This is a genomic window from Ornithinicoccus hortensis (genome assembly GCF_006716185.1).
GTDB lineage: Bacteria > Actinomycetota > Actinomycetes > Actinomycetales > Dermatophilaceae > Ornithinicoccus > Ornithinicoccus hortensis.
The window spans coordinates 689274-709694 of record NZ_VFOP01000001.1; the positions used below are offsets into that span (position 1 = coordinate 689274).

Sequence of the window (20421 nt, forward strand, 5' to 3'; positions counted from 1 at the left end):
GCTGGTCACGCGTGCTCCTCGTTGTGCCGGTAGCGGGCCAGGAACAGGCCGAGCACGGCGACCAGGCCGGCCGCGCCCAGGCCCAGCAGCACGGCCCCGGCGATCGGGGACCAGGCCTTCGCCGGGTCGGCGGACCCGGACTGGGCGTACTCGATGATGAGGCGGCCGATGCCGCCCTTGTAGCCCGTGGACACCTCGGCGACGACCGAGCCCAGGATGGCTGCCGCTGACGCCAGCCGCAGGGCCGGCAACAGGTAGGGGACGGCCGCGGGTAGCCGGAGCCGGAGCAGCGTGGTCCACCACGACACGGCATAGGTGCGGAACAGGTCGACGTGCGCCTGTTCGGGGGCCTTCAGGCCGCGCAGCGCACCCACCGCCATCGGGAAGAAGGCCAGGTAGCTGGCGATCATCGCCACGCTCATCCAGGTCTCCCACTGCAGCGGCCCGAGGTGCAACCGGCCGCCCCAGCTGACGACCAGCGGTGCCAACGCGATCAGCGGCACCGTCTGGCTCAGGATCAGCCAGGGCAGCACCGCCCACTCGGCGACCTGGAAGCGCTGCATGAGCAGCGCCAGCAGCACCCCGATGACCGCGCCGACCAGCAGCCCCGCGCCGGCGGTGCCCAGGGTGACCAGGCAGGCCTGCAGCACCGCGACCCACACGGCGTCGGCGCCCGCGATGCTGGTGGCCGGCTCCAGGGCCCGGGTCACCATGTCCCACAGGTGCGGCATCCCGAGGTCGGTGGTGCGGGGCAGCACCGCCTGCCCGGCGATCGTCACCCCCTGCTCGGGGCCCACCGCCTTGTAGCCCTCCCACACCGCCGCGAGGGCGACCACGCCCGCTGCGCCGAAGGCCACCTGCCGCCAGCGCGTGCTGTCCGCCGCCATCAGGCCTTGGCCACGATGTGCTCGTGGAGTGCCGGGATCACGGTCTCGCCGTACTGCCGCAGCGTCTCCTCCTTGCTGTCGTGCATCACGTAGGCGGCGAACTGGTCGACACCCAGGTCCTTCAGCGCGGTGAGCTTGTCGATGTGGTCCTGGGCCGTGCCGAGCACGCAGAACCGGTCGACGATCTCGTCCGGCACGAAGTCGACGTGGTCGTTGTCGACCCGTCCGTGGGTGTTGTAGTCGTAGGCCGTGCGGCCGGCGATGTAGTCCGACAGCGCCTGGGGGATCGCCCCGGACGTGCCGTAGCGGTCGACGATGTCGGCGATGTGGTTGCCGACCATGCCGCCGAACCACCGGCTCTGCGCCCGCTGGTGGTCCAGGTCGCTCCCGACGTATGCCGGGGCGGAGACACAGATCTTCACCGACATCGGGTCCCGCCCGGCGTTGTCGGCCGCGTCCCGGACCGCCTGGATCATCCACTTGGTGATGTCGACGTCGGCCAGCTGCAGGATGTAACCGTCGGCCACCTGCCCGGTCAGTTCCAACGCCTTCGGTCCGTAGGCGGCGACCCACACCTCCAGGGAGGAGCCGGTCGACCAGGGGAAGCGGAGCGTCGCGCCCTGGTACTCGACGGGGCGGGAGTTGGCCAGCTCCCGGATGACGTGCACGCTCTCCCGCAGCGTCTTCAGGTTGGACGGGCGCCCGTTGGTGACCCGGACGGCGGAGTCGCCCCGGCCGATCCCGCACACGGTCCGGTTGCCGTACATCTCGTTCAGCGTGGCGAACACGCTGGCGGTGACGGTCCAGTCCCGGGTGGCGGGGTTGGTCACGAACGGCCCGACGGTCACCTTGCGGGTGCCCGCCAGGATCGCCGAGTGGATCACGTACGGCTCCTGCCACAGCAGGTGGCTGTCGAAGGTCCACACGTAGGAGAACCCGTGGTGCTCGGCCAACTGCGCCAGCTGGACGACGCGGCTCGAGGGTGGGTTGGTCTGGAAAACTGCTCCGAAGTCCACGCGCCGCCCCTCAGACCAGGTACTGACTGAGGCCGCGCTTGAGGTAGCGCCCGTGTCCGGTCGACCCGTGGTACTCCCCACCGTCCACCAGGACCCGTCCGCGGGAGAGCACCGTGTCGACGTGGCCGTCGATCTCGAAGCCCTCCCAGGCGGCGTAGTCCATGTTCATGTGGTGGGTCTTCTCCAGACCGATCGAGGTGTGCCCGTTCGGGTCGTACACCACGATGTCGGCGTCGGCCCCGGGGGCGATGACGCCCTTGGTGCCGTAGAGGCCGAACATCCGGGCAGGCGTGGTCGAGGTGAGCTCGACCCAGCGCTCCAGGCTGATCTGGCCGGTCACCACGCCCTGGTACATCAGGTTCATCCGGTGCTCCACCGAGCCGATGCCGTTGGGGATGGCCCGGAAGTCGCCGATGCCCAGCTCCTTCTGGTCCTTCATGCAGAACGGGCAGTGGTCGGTGGAGACCATCTGCAGGTCGTTGGTCCGCAACCCCTGCCACATGGCGTCCTGGTGGCCCTCCTCGCGCGAGCGCAACGGCGTCGAGCAGACCCACTTGGCCCCCTCGAAGCCTGGCGCGCCGAGCTGCTCCTCCAGCGACAGGTAGAGGTACTGCGGGCAGGTCTCGGCGAAGACGTTCTTGCCACGCCCGCGGGCCGCGGCGAGCTGCTCCACCGCCTGCTTGGCGGACACGTGCACGACATACAGGGGAGCGTTGGTGACGTCGGCCAGCATGATCGCGCGGTGCGTGGCCTCCTCCTCCATCTGCCAGGCGCGGGCGATCCCGTGGTAGTAGGGGTCGGTCTTGCCCTGGTTGTACAGCTGCTCGGCCAGCACGTCGATGGCCGGGCCGTTCTCGGCGTGCATCATCGTCAGCAGGCCCAGGTCGGCCGCCTTCTGCATCGCCTGCAGGATCTGCGCGTCGTCGCTGTAGAAGACGCCGGGGTAGGCCATGAACAGCTTGTAGCTGCTGACGCCCTCGTCGACCAGGGTCTCCATCGCCTTCAGCGAGAACTCGTCGACGCCGCCGATGATCTGGTGGAAGCCGTAGTCGATCGCGCAGTTGCCGCCGGCCTTGTCGTGCCAGGCGGCCAGGCCCTCCTCGACCCGTTCGCCGTACCGCTGGATGGCGAAGTCGATGATCGTGGTCGTCCCACCCCAGGCGGCTGCGCGGGTGCCGGTCTCGAAGGTGTCGGAGGCCTCGGTGCCGCCGAACGGCATCTGCATGTGGGTGTGTGCGTCGATCCCGCCGGGGATGACGTACTTGCCGGTCGCGTCGATCACCGTGTCGGCGCCGGCCGCGAGGTCGTGACCGAGCAGCGCGGACCCGGGGGCCAGCACCGCGACGACCTTCTCGCCGTCGACGAGGACGTCGGCCTCGGTGCGGCCGGTGGAGGAGACGACGGTGCCGCCCTTGATGTATGTGGTGGTCATCGCACGCTCCTCACGGCTGGGTGATCTGGGTGTAGGAGTCCGGGCGGCGGTCCCGGTAGAACTGCCAGTCGTCACGCATCTGCTGCACCATGTCCAGGTCCAGGTCGCGGATCAGCACCTCCTCGGAGTCGCCCGACCCGAGGTCGCCGACGAAGTTGCCGCGGGGGTCGATCACCTGGCTGGTGCCGTAGAAGTTCACCGCCTCGTCGCCGTACTCGTTGTCCTCGGACCCGACCCGGTTGGGCTGCAGCACGAAGTAGCCGTTGGCCACGGCGGCCGCGGGGCCCTCGATCTCCCAGAGCCGGTTGGACAGCCCGGGCTTGGTGGCGTTGGGGTTGAACACCATGTGCGCCCCGGCCAGCCCCAGCTCCCGCCAGCCCTCGGGGAAGTGTCGGTCGTAGCAGATGTAGGTCCCGACCTTGCCCACCGCGGTGTCGAACACCGGGTAGCCCAGGTTGCCCGGGCGGAAGTAGAACTTCTCCCAGAACTTCTCCACGTGCGGGATGTGGTGCTTGCGGTACTTGCCCAGCACCGTGCCGTCGGCGTCCACCACCACCGCGGTGTTGTAGTAGATGCCGGTCTGCTGCTCCTCGTAGATCGGCAGGATCGAGACCAGACCCAGCTCCTTGGCCAGCGCCGCGAACCGCTGCACGATCGGACCGTCGGCCGGTTCGGCATACCGGTAGTACTTCTTGTCCTGGGTGATCCCGAAGTACGGGCCGTAGAAGAGTTCCTGGAAGCAGATGACCTGCGCTCCCTCTGCTGCGGCGTCCCGGGCGAACTGCTCGTGCTTGTCCAGCATCGAGTCCTTGTCCCCGGTCCAGGTGGTCTGGGTTATTGCTGCCCTCACGGTGGCCATGTCTCTCCAGTTCGTCGGCACTGACGGGAGTCTCGCTCCGCTGTGTTTCCGCAGTGTGTCGGTCGCGTGACGGTCGGCACACAGGGACAAGTCCCAACCTAGCGGAGCGTCGCGCGGAGGGTAAGAGGTGCGACCGGGCGCGGCGCGGTCCTACGATGCGGGCCATGTGGCGGCGGGTGCGACGAGGACTCCTCGTGGTGGTGGTGCTGGGGGTGGCCCTGGTCGTCGGGTTGGTCGGTGGCCGCGCTGACGCGGGACCTCGGCGTCGCACCGGAAGCACCGGGCGGCCGGCTACCGGTGCAGCATCGTCTCCCGGGAGTCGGGGTGGTTCGCCCACCGCTACGACCAGCTCTGCCACTGGAGCTTCGCCGACTACTACCGGGTCGGGGATGCGGCGCAGGTCGTGGAGCGGCACGGCCTGTCGGGGAAGACGCCGCAGGACTGCCCCCACCTGTTCCCGCCAGCCACCGACGACGTCGGGTTGGTGACCACCCGGGTGGTCCCTGCCGGTGCGGGTGGCAGCGAGTGCGGTGAGGCGCCCTCCCTGGAGACCCTGCGGCCCTGATCCCGCTTAGGTGAGCCGACCGAACTGGTGGTGGAGCACCCCCTGGACCCGGCGGCCGACGTGCCGGGCGCCGGCGACGACTGGGTGGTGGTCACCTCGGCCAGCATCTTCCTGAACGAGGAGCTGGGGTGCGGGTTCGGGGTCCTCTTCTGCAACCGCCCGATGGACGAGGTGGCCCTCCCACGCCCATAGGCATCTGGGATGCTGTGCCAGACATGAACGACCTGCTGATCACCTCCCCGGCGAACCCCCGGCTGAAGGGTCTGACCGGGCTGCGCCGCCGCCGGGTCCGGGAGGCGGAGGGGCGCACCCTGCTGGAGGGCTTCGAGGAGCTCTCACTCGCCCTCGACGCCGGCCTGGTGCCCACGACCGTGTACTACTGCCCGGACCTGATGGCCGACCCCGACAGCCAGCTGGAGGTGGTCGGGCAGGCCGCAGAGGGTGGGGCCGAGACCGTCCGGCTCGGGCGGGCGGCCTTCGAGAAGGTCGCCTACCGGGAGGGCCCGGACGGGTTCCTCGCGGTCGTGCCCACGGTCACCCGGACCACCGCCGACCTGGCGCTCGCCGCCGACCCGCTGGTGCTGGTCTGCGAGGGCGTGGAGAAGCCCGGCAACCTGGGCGCGATGCTGCGCACCGCGGACGCCGCGGGGGTGGACGCCGTCATCGCGGCCGACCCGGTGACCGACTGGGGCAACCCCAACGTGGTCCGGGCCAGCAAGGGCACCGTGTTCACCATCCCGGTGGTCAGCGACAGCACCCGGGCGACCCTGGAGCGGTTGGTGCGGGACGGCATACCCCTCGTGGCGGCCACGCCCGACACCGACGTCGAGCACACCGAGGTGGACTACACCGGGCCCGTCGCGATCGCGGTCGGCGCGGAGAAGTACGGGCTGTCGCCCGAGCTGCTCGCCGCCGCCACCTACCGGGTGCGGATCCCGATGGTGGGGCGCGCCAACTCGCTCAACGTCGCGACCTCGGCGGCGATCCTGCTCTACGAGGCCGTGCGCCAGCGGCACCGGTGACCCCCGGCAGGTCACCCTGGTTGGGGCGCGGACTGTGCGCTGTGTCACGATGACCGGTATGCGCATCGACCATGTTTGTTATGCCGCAGAGTCAGATGGGATGAGGGCGACGGCCGATCGGTTGGCGCAACGGCTGGGGGTCACCCCACGGGACGGCGGGCTGCACCCCAGGTTCGGGACGCGCAACATGATCCTCCCCCTGGCGGACTCCCGCTACCTGGAGGTGGTGGAGGTCCTGGACCACCCCGCGGCCGACAAGGCACCGTTCGGGCAGGCGGTGCGGGCCCGCTCGGAGAAGGGGGGCGGCTGGATGGCGTGGGTCGTGGCCGTGGACGACCTGACCCGGTTCGAGGAGAAGCTGGGCCGCAAGGCCGTCGAGGGGCACCGGCACACCCCCGAGGGGATCGACCTCACCTGGCGCCAGGTCGGCATCAAGGGCCTGCTGGCCGACCCGCAACTGCCGTTCTTCGTGCACTGGGACAGCATGGAGCACCACCCCTCGACCCTGGACGAGAGCGGCGTGCGGCTCACCGCGCTGCAGATCAACGGCGACCCTTCCCGGATCCGGGACTGGCTCGGCCTGGACCGGCCGGGTGAGTTCGAGAAGGCGATCGAGTTCGGGTTCCACGGCGGGGAACCGGCCCTCGACGCCGTCACCTTCGAGGTCGACGGGGACCAGGTCACCCTCTGAGCGGCCGGCGCCGCGGCGCACGGGGGGTCAGCGACCGTAGCCGCGTAGCCGCAGGCTGTTGAGCACCACCAGGACACTGGACAGCGCCATCGCGCCCCCGGCGATCATCGGGTTGAGCAGGCCGAACGCCGCCAGCGGGATCGCCGCGGTGTTGTAACCGAAGGCCCAGCCCAGGTTCTGCTTGATGATCTTCAGGGTCTCCCGGGACAGCCCGATGGCGGTGCCGACGCTGCGCACGTCCGAGCGCATCAGCACGATGTCGGCCGACTCCATGGCGGCGTCGGTCCCGGCGCCCATCGCCATCCCGAGGTCGGCCTGCGCGAGGGCAGCGGCGTCGTTGATCCCGTCGCCGACCATCGCCACGACCCTGCCCTCAGCCTGGAGCCGGGCGACCTCGGCGTGCTTGTCCTCGGGCAGCACGTTGGCGCGCACCCGGGACGGGTCGATCCCGACCTCCTGGGCGACGGCGCGGGCGGTGTACTCGTTGTCACCGGTGAGCAGGTATGCCGTGAGGCCGAGGTCGGCGAGCTCGCGCACCGCCCGCTTGCTGCTCGGACGGGCCTGGTCGGCGACCGTGATCGCGGCCCGCGCGGTGCCCTCCCAGCCCACCAGCACCGTGGTGCCGGTGGCCGAGGCGACCGCCTCGGCCAGCTCCTGGGGGACCGTGGAGAACAGCTCGGGCTTGCCCACCGTCACCGGCATCCCCTTGATCGAGGCCCGTGCGCCGCGCCCCGGGAGGTTCTCGAACCCGTGGGCCCGGGGGACCTCGACGCCCCGCTGCTCCGCACCCTCGACGATGGCGCGGGCGATGGGGTGCTCGCTGCCGGCCTCCACGCCCGCCGCGGCCTTGAGCGCCGCCAGCTCGGGAAGGCGGCCGGTGGTGGTGACCGTCTGCAGCTGGGGTTCGCCCGCGGTGAGGGTGCCGGTCTTGTCCAGCACCACCGTGTCGACGGTGCGGGTGCTCTCCAGGATCTCCGGGCCCTTGATGAGCACGCCGAGCTGGGCGCCGCGTCCGGTGCCGGTGAGGAGCGCGGTGGGCGTGGCCAGGCCCAGGGCGCACGGGCAGGCGATGATGAGCACGGCCACGGTGGGCTCGAGGGCCTCGGTCACCGAGTGGCCGGTCAGCAGCCACAGCAGGAAGGTGACGGCGGCCACCACCAGGACGGCGGGGACGAAGACCGCCGAGACCCGGTCGGCCAGGCGCTGCACCGGGGCCTTGCCGGTCTGCGCGTCCTCCACCAGGCGGGTGATCCGGGCGAGCACGGTCTCCGCGCCCACGCGGGTGGCTTCCACGACCAGGCGGCCCTGGCCGTTGATGGTGGCGCCCACGACCTCGTCGCCGACGCCCACCTCGACCGGCATCGACTCACCGGTCACCATCGAGGCGTCGACCGCGCTCGACCCGTCGACCACGTTGCCGTCGGTGGCCACCTTCTCCCCGGGGCGCACGACGAACCGGTCACCCGGTCGCAGGGCGTCGACCGGGAGGCGCTCCTCGGTCCACGCGCCGCTGGCCGGATCCGTGTGCAGGACCGCGACGTCCTTCGCGCCCAGGCTGAGCAGCGTGGTCAGCGCGGACTTGCCGCGTGACTTGGAGCGGGCCTCTATGTAGCGGCCGATCAGCAGGAAGGCGGTGACGACCGCGGCGGTCTCGAAGTACAGGTGCTCGGTGAACCCGGTGATCACCGCGACCAGGGACCACCCGTAGGCGGCGGTGATCCCGATCGAGACCAGGGTGTCCATCGTCGAGGCGCCGTGGCGGGCGTTGATCGCGGCGGCCCGGTGGAACGGCCACGCCGCCCACAGGTACACCGGCGTGGTCAGCAGCAGCTGCAGCCACGGGCCGGCCGACCCGAGCGCGTGGCTGACCGGGTGGACCATCGCCAGCACCATGACCACGGCAGCCAGTGCCGTCGCGGTCACCGCGCGCATCCGCAGCGAACGCTCGCCGACCAGGTCGTGGTCGTGCGCCCCGCCCTGGTGCTCCTCGTGAGCGCCGTCCCCGTGCCCGTGCTGCGCACCCGCGCCGTGGTCGTGGTCGTCGTCAGCCCCCTGCGCGGAGGTCGCGGCGGTCCGCTCCCGGACCGGTGCGGCGCCGTAGCCGGCGGCCTTCACGGTGGCGATCAGCGTGTCCACGGTGACCGGGTCGGCATACCGGATCCGGGCCTTCTCGGTGGCCAGGTTGACGCTGGCCTCCACCCCGTCCAGCTTGTTGAGCTTGCGCTCGATGCGGGCCGAGCAGGAGGCACAGGTCATCCCGGTGATGGACAGGTCGACCGCGGCACCGGGCGTCGACGGGCTGGCTGCGGACGTGCTCGAAGGGGAAGTGGACATCAGATCCTCGGTGGGTCGGTGCTGCGAGTGGTGCGGGTGGTGCCTGGCTCAGACGGAGGCGGTGTAGCCCGCCTCGGCGACGGCCGCGCGGGCCGCCTCCAGGTTCAGCGGGCCGGCGCTCTTGACGAAGACGTCGGAGTCGCCCCCGGCGTTCAGGTCGACGCGGACCTCGCGCACGGCCTCGATCTCCTGGAGCTCCTCGGTGACGGAGGCGACGCAGTGCTCGCAGGTCATGCCGCTGACGACGATCTTGGTGGTCTGGATCTGGGCGCTCATGGTGCTTCCTCTCGGGTGGTGCCGGCTCGGCCGGCGGGTGCCGGCCTCGGCTGTGGGGTTGGCTCGGTCAGCTGCGCACCAGCCGGGCGATTGCGGCAGAGGCTTCGGCCACCTTGGCGTCCGCGGCCTGGTCCGACTCGCGCGCCGCGTCCACGACGCAGTGGCCGATGTGGTCCTCCAACAGTCCGAGGCTCACCGCCTGCAACGCCTTGGTGGCGGCGCTGACCTGGGTCAGCACGTCGATGCAGTAGGTGTCGTTCTCGACCATCTTGGCGATCCCGCGGATCTGTCCCTCGATCCGCGCGAGTCGCTTGAGGTAGTCGTCCTTGGTGCCGGTGTACCCATTCACAGCCATACCAACACTATACCCCCTATGGGTATTCCGTGCGGGACCGGATCTCACGGGACCCGGAGGCGCCGAGTGGACCAGTTATGCACGCTTCCGGCCGGATTTCTGGCCACAACCCGTGCGCTCGGCGACGGGGCGGTCAGGGGGCGAACGCGCAGAAGCTGTCGTAGTGGTCCTGGGTGAAGTACCAGTACTCGGGGTCGGTCGGCGGTTCGCCGCCGGTCACGATCCGCCGCGCCCCGCGGTCGGGGCTGCCCGGCGTCTCGACCGTGTACTCCCGGTAGTAGCCGTTCGCCTCGTCCGGGAGCAGGTCCTCGCGGTTCTCGAAGGTCACGCCGTCGTTGCGCGGGTAGTCGAACGGTCCGCCCGCGGCGATGTCGTCGATGACGTCCTCGGCCTCCGCGGGCAGCGGGTCCGTACATGCGGGGACGCCGTTCCCGGGATCGGTCGGAGTCCCGGGGTCGACGGGCGTCCCGGACGCGTCGTCCTCACCGGTGGACGAACCCGTCTCGTCCGGGTCCTGGAAGGTGATGCTGGGCGAGCTCGTGGGCTGGCTGCTCCCGCCCCCGGCGTCGCCGGAGTCCGGTGCATCGGGTCCGAGCCACCAGGTCAGCAGGGCGATGATGCCGAGGGCGATCATCACCAGGATCGGGTTGCGGCGCTTCCCGCTGCGGGGCTGGTCCGTCACGGTCCGGCCACCTCCCCGGGGCCGGTCTGGTCGGCGCCGGCGTGGTCGGGATCGGACGTGTCGTCGACGCGGGGCAGCGTGCGCACCCCGTGCCGGTCGACGAAGGCGACGGTCTCGAACAGTCGGTCGCCGTCGTCTCCGCCGCGCCACAGGTCGTCCGTCGCCGAGCGGAGGATGTCGGTCAGCTCCAGGTATCCGGGCAGGTCGGAGTCGACCAGGGCGTCGGCGCCGTGCCAGAGCAGGGCGATCCGGGTGTCCTCCGGCCACCAGAGGGCCAGGTCCCGCAGGCTGTCGACCAGGGCGTCCAGGTTGTGCGCGGCCCCGTCGGGCAGCCGCAACGTCCGGGCGATGGCGGCCTGGGCCTCCCGGAGCGAGGTCGCCGGCTTGTCGGAGTCCAGGGTGTCCACGGCACGCCCACCCCAGTCGGGGGCATGGATCTCGGCGAGGGTGAACCCGGCGGCGGAGAGTCCGTCGCGGACCCGGTCGACGTCCTGCGGGCTGGCCAGCAGCACGCCGTGTCCGGTGAGGCTCGGGAGCACCTGGGAGACCAGGACCCGGGAGGTCGGGTTCACGTCGTCGCCTCCTGATCCGACGACGGCTGGCCCAGGTGCCCGACCAGCTCGGGCGCCAGCCCCACGTAGGACTGGGGGGTCATCGCGGCCAGCCGCTCCTCCACATCGGCGGGCAGCCCGAGGCCGCGCACGAACTCGCGCAGGTCTTCCCCGGTGATCCGCCGGCCGCGGGTCAGTTCCTTGAGCCGCTCGTAGGGGTTGTCCATCCCGGCCACCCCCGCCGCGGCGAGCGCCCGCATTGCGGACTGCACCGGCTCGGCGAGCACTTCCCAGTTGCCCTCCAGGTCGGCGGCCATCGCCTCGGGGACGGCGTCCAGGCCGGCCAGCCCGCGGCATACGTTGTCGAGGGCGAGGACGGAGTGGCCGAGCGCGGTGCCGATGTTGCGCTGCATCGAGGAGTCGGTGAGGTCGCGCTGCAACCGGCTGGTGACCAGCGTGGAGGCGAGCACGTCGAGCAGCGCGTTGGCGACCTCGAGGTTGGCCTCGGCGTTCTCGAACCGGATCGGGTTGACCTTGTGCGGCATCGTCGAGGAGCCGACCGTGCCCTGTCCGCGCACCTGGGCGAAGTAGCCCATCGAGATATAGGTCCAGACGTCGGTGCACAGGTTGTGCAGCACCCGGTTGAACCGCGCCAGGTCGGCATACAGCTCGGCCTGCCAGTCGTGGCTCTCGATCTGGGTGGTCAACGGATTCCAGGTCAGTCCCAGACCGGTGACGAACTCGCGGCTGATCGTCTGCCAGTCGGCACCCGGCACGGCAGCCAGGTGCGCGCCGTAGGTGCCGGTCGCGCCGTTGAGCTTGCCGAGGTACTCCGCGCCCTCGACCCGCCGCAGCTGGCGCCGCAGCCGGTGGGCGAGGACCGCCAGTTCCTTGCCCATCGTGGTCGGGGTCGCCGGCTGTCCGTGGGTGTGCGCCAACAGCGGTATGTCGTGGAGTTGGCGTGCCATCTGGCTCACCTGGTCGACCAGGCCGGTCGCGCGGGGGAGCCAGACCTGCTCGACGGCGCCGCGCACCATCAGCGCATAGGAGAGGTTGTTGATGTCCTCGGAGGTGCAGGCGAAGTGCACCAACTCGGACAGATCGCCGCGGTCGTCCAGCGTGTCACCGAGGCGGCGCTTGAGGAAGTATTCGATCGCCTTGACGTCGTGCACCGTCTCGGCCTCGATCGCCGCCAGCTCGGCAATGGCGTCGGCGTCGAACGCCCCCACCAGGCCCCGGAGCCGCTGCTGCTCCGCCTCGTCCAGCGACCCCGCTCCCGGGACTACCCCGCGGGTCGTCAGGTGGATCAACCACTCGATCTCCACGTGCAGGCGCTGCCGGTTCAGCGCGGCCTCGGACAGGTGGTCCACGAGCGGGGCAACCGCGCCGCGGTAGCGGCCGTCCAATGCCCCGAGCGCGATGGGGGGCGTGATGTCAGCGAGGGATCCCATGGGGCGATTGTCCCATCCGGGGACCGGTGACCGGTCGGTGAACCCTCCGGGTGCTACCTGGCGTCCGGGTCGATCTCGTCGGCCTTCTGGTAGGTCTCGGTGACCGCGTCCCGGTGGGTGCGCGCCTCCCCGGTGGCGGCCCTGGCCCGCTCCTCCAGACGGTCCGCCTCGGCCCGGGCCTCCTCGGCCTCCCGCTGGGCCCTGCGGGCCTGCGCCTCCCGTTCCTCGGCGGTCGACTCGCCCGCGGAGGCTTCCTCGCGGAGTCGTCCGGCGGCGCGGCGTGCCCGCTCCTGTGCCTCGCGCCGGGCCTTGGCCTGTTGGGCCAGGAGCACGGCGGCGATGACGATGAGCACGACGGCGGCGATCAGCCACCACATCCAGGGTTCCATGCGGACCTTCCTCGGTTGCGTGTCCGACCACGCTAGCGCGCGGCCCGGCGCGCCACCGGGTGAGAGCGGTGCGTCGGGTGCCCCGCTGCCGCCCCGGACGCGGCGGAGGGTATGCCGTCAGTCGACCAGGTGGCGCAGGTAGCGCTCGGGTGAGTCCAGGAATCGCCGGTAGTGGTCGACCACCGGCAGGGCCGCCCACGCCCGCTCGTGGATGCCGTCCTCGTCCAGCTCCAGCAGCCGTGCGCCGGGCAGGCTGGCCAGGACGGGGGAGTGGGTGGCCAGCAGCACCTGGGTCCGGCCGGCGGCCAGCATCGAGGACAGCGCCCCGAGCAGGGTCAGCTGCCCGGTGAAGGACAGCCCGGACTCCGGCTCGTCCAGCACGAAGAAGCCGTCCCCGTCGAACCGCCGGGAGGTGATCATCGCCAGGAACGCCTCGCCGTGGCTGAACCGGTGGAAGTCCTCGTGCAGGGTGTCCTGCAGGTAGCTGAACAGCCCGTGCATCGTCTCGGCCCGCAGGAAGTAGCCCCACCGGCTGGCTCCGGCACCCCGCACCAGGGACAGGTGCCCGGCCAGGTCCGACTCGGTGCGCCGCGTGCTGTGCATCGCACCGGTGGACCCACCCTCGGGCGAAAGGCCGTAGGCGATGGCGATCGCCTCGACGAGGGTGGACTTGCCGGTGCCGTTCTCCCCGACCAGCACGGTCGCCGGCCCGAGGTCCAGTCCGCGTTCGAGCACGTAGGCCACCGGCGCCAGCGTCGCCGGCCAGGCGGTGGTGGCCAGGGTGGAGTCGGAGGCGCGCACTACCCGCCGGACCGGGAGGGGCGTCATCCAGTCCGCTGCCATGGACCGAGGGTAGGCGCCGGGGCCGACGGAGACGGGAAGGGACCTCCTCAGCCGACCAGTGCCCGGTGCTCCGCGACGGGGCCGGGGGCGTCGGGGCGCTCGAGCTGGAGGACGTCCCAGGTCGTGTCCGGGGACAGCACGAGGACCGGCTCGTGGGAGACCATCACGACCGCCCGGTCGGGTGCGCTCGTCACCAGGTCGTGCAGCACCGAGCGGGCCGTCGGCCGGTCGAGGTGCGCGGTCGGCTCGTCGAGCAGCAGCACTGGTCGGTCCGAGAGGATGGCCCGGGCGATCGCGAGCCTGGTCCGCTCCCCACCGCTCAGCCCGGTCAGGGTCGCGTCGAGACCGCCCCGGTGCGCGTCGAGCCACCCGCGCAGGCCCGCGGCGGCCAGGGCCCGGCATACCTCCTCGTCGGTGGCGTCCGGGCGGGCGAGGAGGAGGTTGGCCCGCACCGTCCCCGCGAAGACGTGCGGCTCGTCGTCGACCACGGCGAGGGTGGACCGGGTGTGCGCCAGCGGCAGCGCGTTGACCTCGGTCCCGTCCTGGCGGTAGCTGCCCGACAACGCATCCAGGTGCCGGGCGAGCACGGCCAGCGCCGTGGACTTGCCGGCCCCGTTCGGCCCGGTGAGCAGCACCCGCGACCCGGGGGCGGCGCACAGGTCCAGCGCTGCCAGGTCGATCGGGCCCTCCTCTGCCCAGCGCGCGGTGACGCCCGACAGTTCCGCGGAGACAGCCGTATGCCGGGGGCGCGCCGCGGGAGCGGTGGCGCTGCTGTCTGCGGACGCGGCGGGCCGGGGGTCGACGACGGCGGGTTCCTGGGCCAGCACGTCCTCGAGGCGTGTGGCGGCCGCGGCGGCCCTGGCCCGGGCGCCGAACACCTCCGGTAGCCCCGTCCAGGTGTCGGCCAGCGCGAGCGGGGTCAGCGCGACAAGAGCGGCGAAGGGCGCGCTCAGCGTCCCGGCGGCAAAGGCCGTCCCGGCCTGCCAGGCCACCGTCGTGGCGGTTGCCCCGAGCACCAGCCAGGCCAGACCGGTCGCCACCGCCCGCGCGCTCGCCGCACGACGGACCGCGGCCGCCTGTGCGGTGGTCGCGCTGTCCAGCGGGGTGAGGGCGGTGCCGGGGTCGGCCACGACCGCCCGGTATGCGGACAGCTGGCCAGCCACGGCCGTCGCCTCCGCGTGTACCCGGCCACGGGCCGTTACGAGGGCGCGGTGCGCCGCTGCCTCCAGCCGCTGGCCCAGGCGGCCGACGGCAAAGGCCGCGAGCGTGCCCAGGGCCAGCACCGGAGCCGCCGTCGGGAGCACGAAGAGGAGGACGAGTACCGCGAGGCCCGAGGCGAAGGCGGCCGCGAGCAGCGGCACGGTGACCCGCACGGTGCGGTCGGCCACGTCGTCCAGGTCCTGCACCACGGCGGTCAGCACGTCGGCCCGCGACCGGCGCCCGAGCCGGGCCGGCGTCAACGGGATCAGCCGGTCGTACGCGCGGCTGCGCCGCCAGGCGAGGTCGGCCAGCGCGATGTCGTGCGAGACCACCCGCTCGGCGTAGCGGAGCAACGGTCGCCCGATCCCGAACGCCCGCACCCCCACGATCGCCACCAGCAGGGTCAGGATCACCGGCTGGAACGAGGCCTGCACGATCAGCCAGCCGGACGCCGCCGTCAGCGCCACCCCGCACCCGGTCGACAGCCCGCCCAGCAGCCCCGCCCACAGCACCCTCCTCCCCGACCGGACGTCCGATCGGGCGGTCTCCATCCCTGTCCGGACGTCCGATCGGGCGGCCTCCACCCCTGTCCGGACGTCCGATCGGGCGGTCTCCATCCCTGTCCGGACGTCTGGTCGGGCGGCCTCGTGGTCCCCCTCGGCCGACGGGAGCAGCGACCAGTGGTCGTGCGCCATGCCCGCGAGGGCCGTGTCATGGGTGGCCACGACGACCCGGCGGTGCTCGGCGAGTTCCAGGATCACCTCGTGCAGCCGCGGCTTGTCCCGGGCCGCGACGTGCGCGGTGGGTTCGTCCAACAGCAGCACCGGGGCGCTGGCCAACCGGGCCCGGGCGAGGGACAGCCTGGCCCGCTGTCCGGCCGACAACCCGAAGCCGTCGTCGCCCAGCACGGTGTCCAGACCCTCCCTGGCAGCGAGAGCGGGCCACAGCCCCACCGCCGTGAGCGCGAAGACGGTCTCCCCGTCCGTGACGTTCGGTGCCGCCAGCAGCAGGTTGTCCCGGACCGTGCCCGGCACGAGCAGGGGTCGTTGCCGGGCGTAGTGGACGTCCCCGGGGACCGTGACGGAGCCGGTGCCGGGCAGGTGCAGGCCCGCCAGGACGTCGAGCAGCGTGCTCTTGCCGGCACCCGACGCGCCGGTCAGCGCGGTCAGTCCGGGGCCGACCGGGGTGTGGAGGCTGAGGCCGTCCAGCACGGCCGCCCGGCCGGGGTGGGCAAACCGCACACCCTCGACCGAGACCGGAGCGCCCGGCACGACGTGCCTCCAGCCAACTACTGCACACCCGGCAGCCACCGCACGCCCCCCGTCTCCAGCAGGCGCGTCATCCCTCGGATCACCCGCCCCGCTCGCCGCGAACCCGCCGAGGTCGTCCCCCATCGCCTCGAGCGCCGCCGCCCCGTCTGCGGCATTGTGGAACTCGGCGCCGACCCGGCGGACCGGCCAGTACGCCTCCGGGGCGAGCAGGATCGCGGTGAGTGCGACCTGGAGGTCGACCCAGCCCACGGCCAGCCGCAGGCCGACGCCGACGGCGACCATGGCGACCGAGATGGTGGCCAGCAGCTCCAGCGCCGCGGTGCTCAGGAAGGCCGTGCGCAGCGTCCGCACCGTGGCCCGGCGGTGGCGCTCGCCGACCTCGGCGACGATGCCGGCCTGGTGCTCGGCCCGCCCGTAGTTGACCAGGGTCGGCAGGCCCCTGACGACGTCGAGGAAGTGTCCCGACAGGGTGGTCAGGGCGGCCCACCGTTTCTCGGTCTCGTCCTGGGTGTGCTTGCCGATGAGGGCGGCGAAGAGCGGCATCAGCGGCAGGGTGAGCACGACGACGAGCGCGCTCCAGACGTCCACGACGGCGAGGGTGACCACGGCGAGCACCGGCACCACCGCGGCGGTGACGAGCGCGGGGAGGTAGCGGCCGACATACGGCTCGAGCGACCCCGCCCCCTCGGTGGCGCGGGTCAGCGCGACCTCGGGCGCCGGCCGGAGCTCCTCGGGCACGGTCAGCCAGCGGCGCAGCAACTGGCGGCGGACGGCGGCGGAGACCCGTTGCCCGGCGGAGGCGGTGACGCGCTCGGCCAGGGCGGCGAGCAGGCCGCGCGCGAGGACGACGCCGAGCAGGGCCAGCGCCGGGACCCGCAGCGGTCCGCCGGTCGCGACCGCGGTGACCAGCCAGGCCACCAGCAGGGCCTGACCGACCGCCAGCAACCCGCCCGCCGTGCCGAGCGCGCCGAGGGCGGCGACCGGTCGCCGCGCGGCCGGGACCGCCCGGAGCAGGGCCGGGTCGAAGGGCCGCATCAGCGCCCGGGCCCCGCCGGCGCCCCGAGGTCGGAGTCCGCGGGGACCGCCGCGTCGATCGGGATGTGGTGGCCGCTGACCCGCTTACGGAACACCCAGTAGGTCCACCCCTGGTAGAGCAGCACGATCGGGGTGAACGCCACGGCCACCCAGGTCATCACGGTGAGCGTGTAGCCGGTGCTGGCGGCGTTCGCGGCGGTGAGCGAGAAGGCCGGATCGGTGGTGCTCGGCATGACGTCGGGGAAGAGCGCGACGAACAGCGAGACCACGGCCAGCGCGATCGTGCCGAAGGTCCCGGCGAAGGCCCAGCCCTCGCGGCCGGCGCGGGCCAGCCCCAGGGCGGCGAGGAAGGTGCCCGCGGCCAGTCCGGCCAGCACCCACGACGCGGCATTGCCGGTGCCCGCGTGCACGATGGCCAGCCACAGCACCGCGAGCACGGCGGCACCCAGGCCGATCCGTATGGCGAGGGCGCGCGCCTCGTGCCGGATCGGGCCGTCGGTCTTCAGCGCCAGGAACATCGCCCCGTGGGTGGCGAACAGGGTGAGCGTCACCAGCCCGCCCAGCAGCGCGACCGGGTTGAGCAGGGTGAACACGTTGCCGGTGAACTCCATGTCCGCGTCGATCGGCACGCCGCGCACGATGTTGGTGAACGCCACACCCCACAGGAACGCCGGCACGACGGAGCCGAACACGATGGCCGCGTCCCACCGCCGACGCCACACCGGGTCGTCCACCTTGCCGCGGTAGTCGATGCCGACCGCCCGCAGGATGAGCGCCACCAGGATGATCAGCAGCGGCAGGTAGAACCCGGAGAACAGCGTGGCGTACCAGTGCGGGAAGGCCGCGAAGGTGGCGCCGCCGGCGGTGAGCAGCCAGACCTCGTTGCCGTCCCAGACCGGCCCGATGGTGGACAGCATCACCCGCTTGCGGGTGTTGCCGTCGAGCTGCTCGTCGCCGCGGCCGAGCACCGGGAAGAGGCTGCCGACCCCGAAGTCGAAGCCCTCGAGCACGAAGTACCCGGTCCACAGGACCGCGATGAGGATGAACCAGACGGTGGACAGTTCCATGGTGACGACTCCTGTATGCCGTGGGCTCAGTAGCTGAAGACGAAGGCCTGGTCCTCGTCCCGGTCCGCGGGGTCGAGGGAGGCACCGTCGTAGGGATCCGCGCCGGCACGGGCGTAGCGCAGGGTGAGCCCGACCTCCACGACGGCGAGCACCCCGTAGAGCAGGGTGAACACGGCCATCGAGGTCAGCACCTCACCGGTGCTCACGCCGGGGCTCACCGCGGTCTGGGTGGTCATCAGGCCGAACACCACCCACGGTTGGCGGCCCATCTCGGTGAAGATCCAGCCGAAGGAGTTGGCGAACAGTGGGAGGAAGAGCACCGAGACCGACGCCCAGTACCACCCGCGGTGCGTCAGCGGGCGGTCGCCGCGCAGCGCCCACAGGGCGGCGGCCGCCACCGCCATTCCGGCGATGCCCAGGCCGACCATGGCCCGGAAGCTCCAGTAGGTGACCGGGATGACGGGGCGGTAGTCCTCCACCTCGGTCAGCTCCGACCCCGCGTAGGTGAGGGTGTACTCCTCCTGCAGGTCGTTGATGCCGTGCACCTCGCCCTCGAAGGTGCCGGTGGCCAGGTAGGACAGCAGCTTGGGGACGGTAACCGCCCAGTGCTCCGTGGTGCCGTCCAGGCTGCCCACGGTGATGATCGAGAACGGCGCGCCCTGACCCTCCGGCACGGTGTCGTAGAGCGCCTCGGCCGCCGCCATCTTCATCGGCTGCACCTCGGTCATGATCTTGCCCTGGATGTCGCCGCTGACGGTGACGCCGAGGCCGGCGATCAGGACCGTGATCGCGCCCATCCGGGCGGCCTTGCGATACATCGGCTTGTCGTCGGCGGGGGTCCGCGCCCGCCAGACGTGCCACAGCGCGATCGCCAGCACGAAGGCGCCGCCGGTCATCAGGGCCGCGGCGATCACGTGCGGGAAGGTGACCAGCTGCACCTTGTTGGTCAGCACCGCCCAGAAGTCGACCAGCTCGGCGCGACCGGTCTCCGGGTTGTTCACATAGCCCACCGGGTGCTGCATGAAGGAGTTGGCGCTGAGGATGAAGTATGCCGACAGCACCGTCCCGATGTGCACCAGCCAGATGCAGGCGCAGTGCAGCTTCTCCGGGATCCGGCCCCACCCGAAGATCCACAGCCCGAGGAAGGTCGACTCCAGGAAGAAGGCGAGCAGCGCCTCGATCGCCAGGGGGGCGCCGAAGATGTCGCCGACGAACCGGGAGTAGTCCGACCAGTTCATCCCGAACTGGAACTCCTGCACGATGCCGGTGGCCAGCCCGAGGGCGAAGTTGATGGTGAACAGCTTGCCGAAGAACTTGGCCAGCCTGAGCCACTCGGGATTGCGTCCGCGCAGCCAGATGGACTGCATGATCGCCACCATCAGCGAGAGCCCGATGGTGATCGGGACGAAGAAGTAGTGGTAGACGGTCGTGATGCCGAACTGCCAACGGGCGAGTTCCAGGGCCTCCACGGGCGCTCCCTCCGGCGTGTACTACTGCGTGTAGTTACTACTTGTAGTAGTAGAGACTACACCGGTGGGAGAGTGCCCGTGACGGGCTGCCGGACTGGGGGATCGCGGAGAGCCGGGTGCTGTCAGAAGGCCCACGCGAAGAGGGCCCAGGGGGTCGCCGTGACGACGGCCGCGAAGCCGAGCACGACGGCCGTGAGGACCGGAACCGGCTCGGCCGCCGCGGCGATCAGCGCCAGCCGGGTGCGCACCTGACCGGCCGGTCCGCCGGCCCCGAGAGCCGCCTCCGGGGGCCGGCCACCGGCCATCGCGACCAGGGCCCGGGCCAGGGGGCGGGCACCGGCGGTGCGCAGCGCCGCGCGGTCCGCGAGCGCCTCCACCAGCAACGAGACCTCGGCCATCGCGGCGGGACACCGCACGGCCGCCGGGACCGTGTGGTGCAGCACCGAGAAGAACTCGAGCACCAGGTCGTGCCGTGCCCGCAGGTGTGCTCGCTCGTGCTCGAGCACCGCGTCGAGCTCCTCCTCGGTGAGGGCCTCCAGTGCGCTCCGGCTCACCACGAGCCGGTGGTGGGGGCCGGGCAGGCAGTATGCCGTGGGCCGGCCGTCGGAGAGCACCCGGATCCGGTCGCGCCGGGGGGTCGTCCTCCCGGCCACCACCACGGCCGCGGGCTCGGCGAGCAGGTCGACGAGCTCCCGGTGCCGCTGGCGCAGCGTCCGCAGGCCGGTGCCGACCCGGTGTCCCGAGAGCAGGACCAGGGCCAGCACCAGCCCGGACGCGCCGAGGCAGACGGTCAGCAGCAGCGGGTGGGCCGCGAGGCGGTCGCCGTCCGACCCCTCACCCCCCGCTGCGCTGGCCAGCACCGCCGGCCCGACCAGGAGGGCCGCCACGACGGCGGACAGCCCCACGGCCTGCCAGGCCAGCAGGGCGGGGCCGGGGACCCGGCGGAACCGGGCGAACCGGGCCATCAGCCGGGGTCCGGGTCCGGCGAGGACCACCGCCAGGACGGCCAGCAGCAGCGCGGACACG

Annotated in this window: 20 protein-coding genes; 4 read left to right on the top strand and 16 right to left on the bottom strand. The window is 72.0% G+C overall.

Features of this window, described 5'->3' with window-relative positions:
• Positions 1-5: 5 nt before the first annotated feature.
• From FB467_RS03145 to FB467_RS03160, 4 genes are read right to left on the bottom strand one after another with little or no spacing between them, the layout of a single operon-like run.
• Positions 6-887: an ABC transporter permease gene (locus FB467_RS03145; protein ID WP_141783805.1), complete on the bottom strand. Its 882-nt coding sequence runs from the start codon at positions 885-887 to the stop codon at positions 6-8.
• Positions 887-1903 (bottom strand): TIGR03842 family LLM class F420-dependent oxidoreductase, encoded by a 1017-nt coding sequence (locus FB467_RS03150; RefSeq protein WP_141783806.1) that lies wholly within the window; start codon positions 1901-1903, stop codon positions 887-889. The genes FB467_RS03145 and FB467_RS03150 overlap by 1 nt, the downstream gene beginning before the upstream one ends.
• Before the next feature lie 10 nt (positions 1904-1913).
• Positions 1914-3335 carry a dihydropyrimidinase gene (hydA, locus tag FB467_RS03155; RefSeq protein WP_141783807.1) on the bottom strand — a complete coding sequence of 474 codons (1422 nt, stop codon included), beginning with the start codon at positions 3333-3335 and terminating at the stop codon, positions 1914-1916.
• Between the two features lie 10 nt (positions 3336-3345).
• Positions 3346-4194 carry a nitrilase-related carbon-nitrogen hydrolase gene (locus FB467_RS03160; RefSeq protein ID WP_141783808.1) on the bottom strand — a complete coding sequence of 283 codons (849 nt, stop codon included), beginning with the start codon at positions 4192-4194 and terminating at the stop codon, positions 3346-3348.
• 403 nt (positions 4195-4597) lie between these two features.
• On the opposite strand from FB467_RS03160, the gene FB467_RS18395 reads away from it, so the two are divergent.
• The 4 genes from FB467_RS18395 to FB467_RS03170 are packed head-to-tail and all read left to right on the top strand — an operon-like array spanning position 4598 to position 6472.
• Positions 4598-4759, top strand: a complete 162-nt coding sequence (locus FB467_RS18395) for a hypothetical protein (RefSeq protein ID WP_153390291.1) — start codon at positions 4598-4600, stop codon at positions 4757-4759.
• Between the two features lie 30 nt (positions 4760-4789).
• Complete coding sequence (locus FB467_RS18400) at positions 4790-4951, top strand: hypothetical protein (RefSeq protein ID WP_153390294.1); 162 nt, start codon at positions 4790-4792, stop codon at positions 4949-4951.
• A gap of 23 nt (positions 4952-4974) precedes the next feature.
• The gene (locus FB467_RS03165; protein WP_141783809.1) at positions 4975-5781 is read left to right on the top strand and encodes a TrmH family RNA methyltransferase; all 807 of its coding nucleotides are present in this window, start codon (positions 4975-4977) and stop codon (positions 5779-5781) included.
• Positions 5782-5839: 58 nt separating this feature from the next.
• Positions 5840-6472: a VOC family protein gene (locus FB467_RS03170; protein ID WP_141783810.1), complete on the top strand. Its 633-nt coding sequence runs from the start codon at positions 5840-5842 to the stop codon at positions 6470-6472.
• Positions 6473-6499: 27 nt separating this feature from the next.
• On the opposite strand, the gene FB467_RS03175 is transcribed toward FB467_RS03170, so the two are convergent.
• From FB467_RS03175 to FB467_RS03230, 12 genes are all read right to left on the bottom strand, one after another.
• Positions 6500-8806 carry a heavy metal translocating P-type ATPase gene (locus tag FB467_RS03175; protein ID WP_141783811.1) on the bottom strand — a complete coding sequence of 769 codons (2307 nt, stop codon included), beginning with the start codon at positions 8804-8806 and terminating at the stop codon, positions 6500-6502.
• Positions 8807-8854: 48 nt separating this feature from the next.
• Positions 8855-9082: a heavy-metal-associated domain-containing protein gene (locus FB467_RS03180; RefSeq protein WP_141783812.1), complete on the bottom strand. Its 228-nt coding sequence runs from the start codon at positions 9080-9082 to the stop codon at positions 8855-8857.
• Positions 9083-9149: 67 nt separating this feature from the next.
• Positions 9150-9431 (bottom strand): metal-sensitive transcriptional regulator, encoded by a 282-nt coding sequence (locus FB467_RS03185; RefSeq protein WP_141786440.1) that lies wholly within the window; start codon positions 9429-9431, stop codon positions 9150-9152.
• A gap of 139 nt (positions 9432-9570) precedes the next feature.
• Complete coding sequence (locus FB467_RS03190; RefSeq protein WP_228393345.1) at positions 9571-10119, bottom strand: ribonuclease domain-containing protein; 549 nt, start codon at positions 10117-10119, stop codon at positions 9571-9573.
• Positions 10116-10691: a barstar family protein gene (locus FB467_RS03195; RefSeq protein WP_141783813.1), complete on the bottom strand. Its 576-nt coding sequence runs from the start codon at positions 10689-10691 to the stop codon at positions 10116-10118. Before FB467_RS03195 ends, FB467_RS03190 begins: the two co-directional genes overlap by 4 nt.
• Complete coding sequence (gene purB / locus FB467_RS03200; RefSeq protein ID WP_141783814.1) at positions 10688-12121, bottom strand: adenylosuccinate lyase; 1434 nt, start codon at positions 12119-12121, stop codon at positions 10688-10690. Before purB ends, FB467_RS03195 begins: the two co-directional genes overlap by 4 nt.
• A 53-nt stretch (positions 12122-12174) precedes the next feature.
• Positions 12175-12510: a hypothetical protein gene (locus FB467_RS03205; RefSeq protein ID WP_141783815.1), complete on the bottom strand. Its 336-nt coding sequence runs from the start codon at positions 12508-12510 to the stop codon at positions 12175-12177.
• Positions 12511-12627: 117 nt separating this feature from the next.
• Positions 12628-13353 (bottom strand): AAA family ATPase, encoded by a 726-nt coding sequence (locus FB467_RS03210; protein ID WP_228393346.1) that lies wholly within the window; start codon positions 13351-13353, stop codon positions 12628-12630.
• Positions 13354-13400: 47 nt separating this feature from the next.
• Positions 13401-16859, bottom strand: coding sequence for a thiol reductant ABC exporter subunit CydD (gene cydD, locus FB467_RS03215; RefSeq protein ID WP_141783816.1), 3459 nt, complete (start codon positions 16857-16859; stop codon positions 13401-13403).
• A complete protein-coding gene (cydB, locus tag FB467_RS03220) occupies positions 16859-17926 on the bottom strand; it encodes a cytochrome d ubiquinol oxidase subunit II (RefSeq protein WP_141783817.1) in 1068 nt (355 codons plus the stop codon). Before cydB ends, cydD begins: the two co-directional genes overlap by 1 nt.
• A 26-nt stretch (positions 17927-17952) precedes the next feature.
• On the bottom strand, positions 17953-19395 hold the full coding sequence (locus tag FB467_RS03225) for a cytochrome ubiquinol oxidase subunit I (protein ID WP_141783818.1): 1443 nt from the start codon (positions 19393-19395) through the stop codon (positions 17953-17955).
• A gap of 122 nt (positions 19396-19517) precedes the next feature.
• Positions 19518-20420 (bottom strand): M56 family metallopeptidase, encoded by a 903-nt coding sequence (locus FB467_RS03230; RefSeq protein WP_141783819.1) that lies wholly within the window; start codon positions 20418-20420, stop codon positions 19518-19520.
• Position 20421: the final 1 nt, after the last annotated feature.

Excerpts from the sequence above, each read along its gene's own strand:
- FB467_RS03145 (WP_141783805.1), bottom strand. The coding sequence starts at position 887 with ATGGCGGCGGACAGCACGCGCTGGCGGCAGGTGGCCTTCGGCGCAGCG.
- hydA (WP_141783807.1), bottom strand. The coding sequence starts at position 3,335 with ATGACCACCACATACATCAAGGGCGGCACCGTCGTCTCCTCCACCGGC.
- FB467_RS03160 (WP_141783808.1), bottom strand. The coding sequence starts at position 4,194 with ATGGCCACCGTGAGGGCAGCAATAACCCAGACCACCTGGACCGGGGAC.
- FB467_RS03165 (WP_141783809.1), top strand. The coding sequence starts at position 4,975 with ATGAACGACCTGCTGATCACCTCCCCGGCGAACCCCCGGCTGAAGGGT.
- FB467_RS03170 (WP_141783810.1), top strand. The coding sequence starts at position 5,840 with ATGCGCATCGACCATGTTTGTTATGCCGCAGAGTCAGATGGGATGAGG.
- FB467_RS03175 (WP_141783811.1), bottom strand. The coding sequence starts at position 8,806 with ATGTCCACTTCCCCTTCGAGCACGTCCGCAGCCAGCCCGTCGACGCCC.
- FB467_RS03180 (WP_141783812.1), bottom strand. The coding sequence starts at position 9,082 with ATGAGCGCCCAGATCCAGACCACCAAGATCGTCGTCAGCGGCATGACC.
- purB (WP_141783814.1), bottom strand. The coding sequence starts at position 12,121 with ATGGGATCCCTCGCTGACATCACGCCCCCCATCGCGCTCGGGGCATTG.
- FB467_RS03205 (WP_141783815.1), bottom strand. The coding sequence starts at position 12,510 with ATGGAACCCTGGATGTGGTGGCTGATCGCCGCCGTCGTGCTCATCGTC.
- FB467_RS03210 (WP_228393346.1), bottom strand. The coding sequence starts at position 13,353 with ATGGCAGCGGACTGGATGACGCCCCTCCCGGTCCGGCGGGTAGTGCGC.
- cydD (WP_141783816.1), bottom strand. The coding sequence starts at position 16,859 with ATGCGGCCCTTCGACCCGGCCCTGCTCCGGGCGGTCCCGGCCGCGCGG.
- cydB (WP_141783817.1), bottom strand. The coding sequence starts at position 17,926 with ATGGAACTGTCCACCGTCTGGTTCATCCTCATCGCGGTCCTGTGGACC.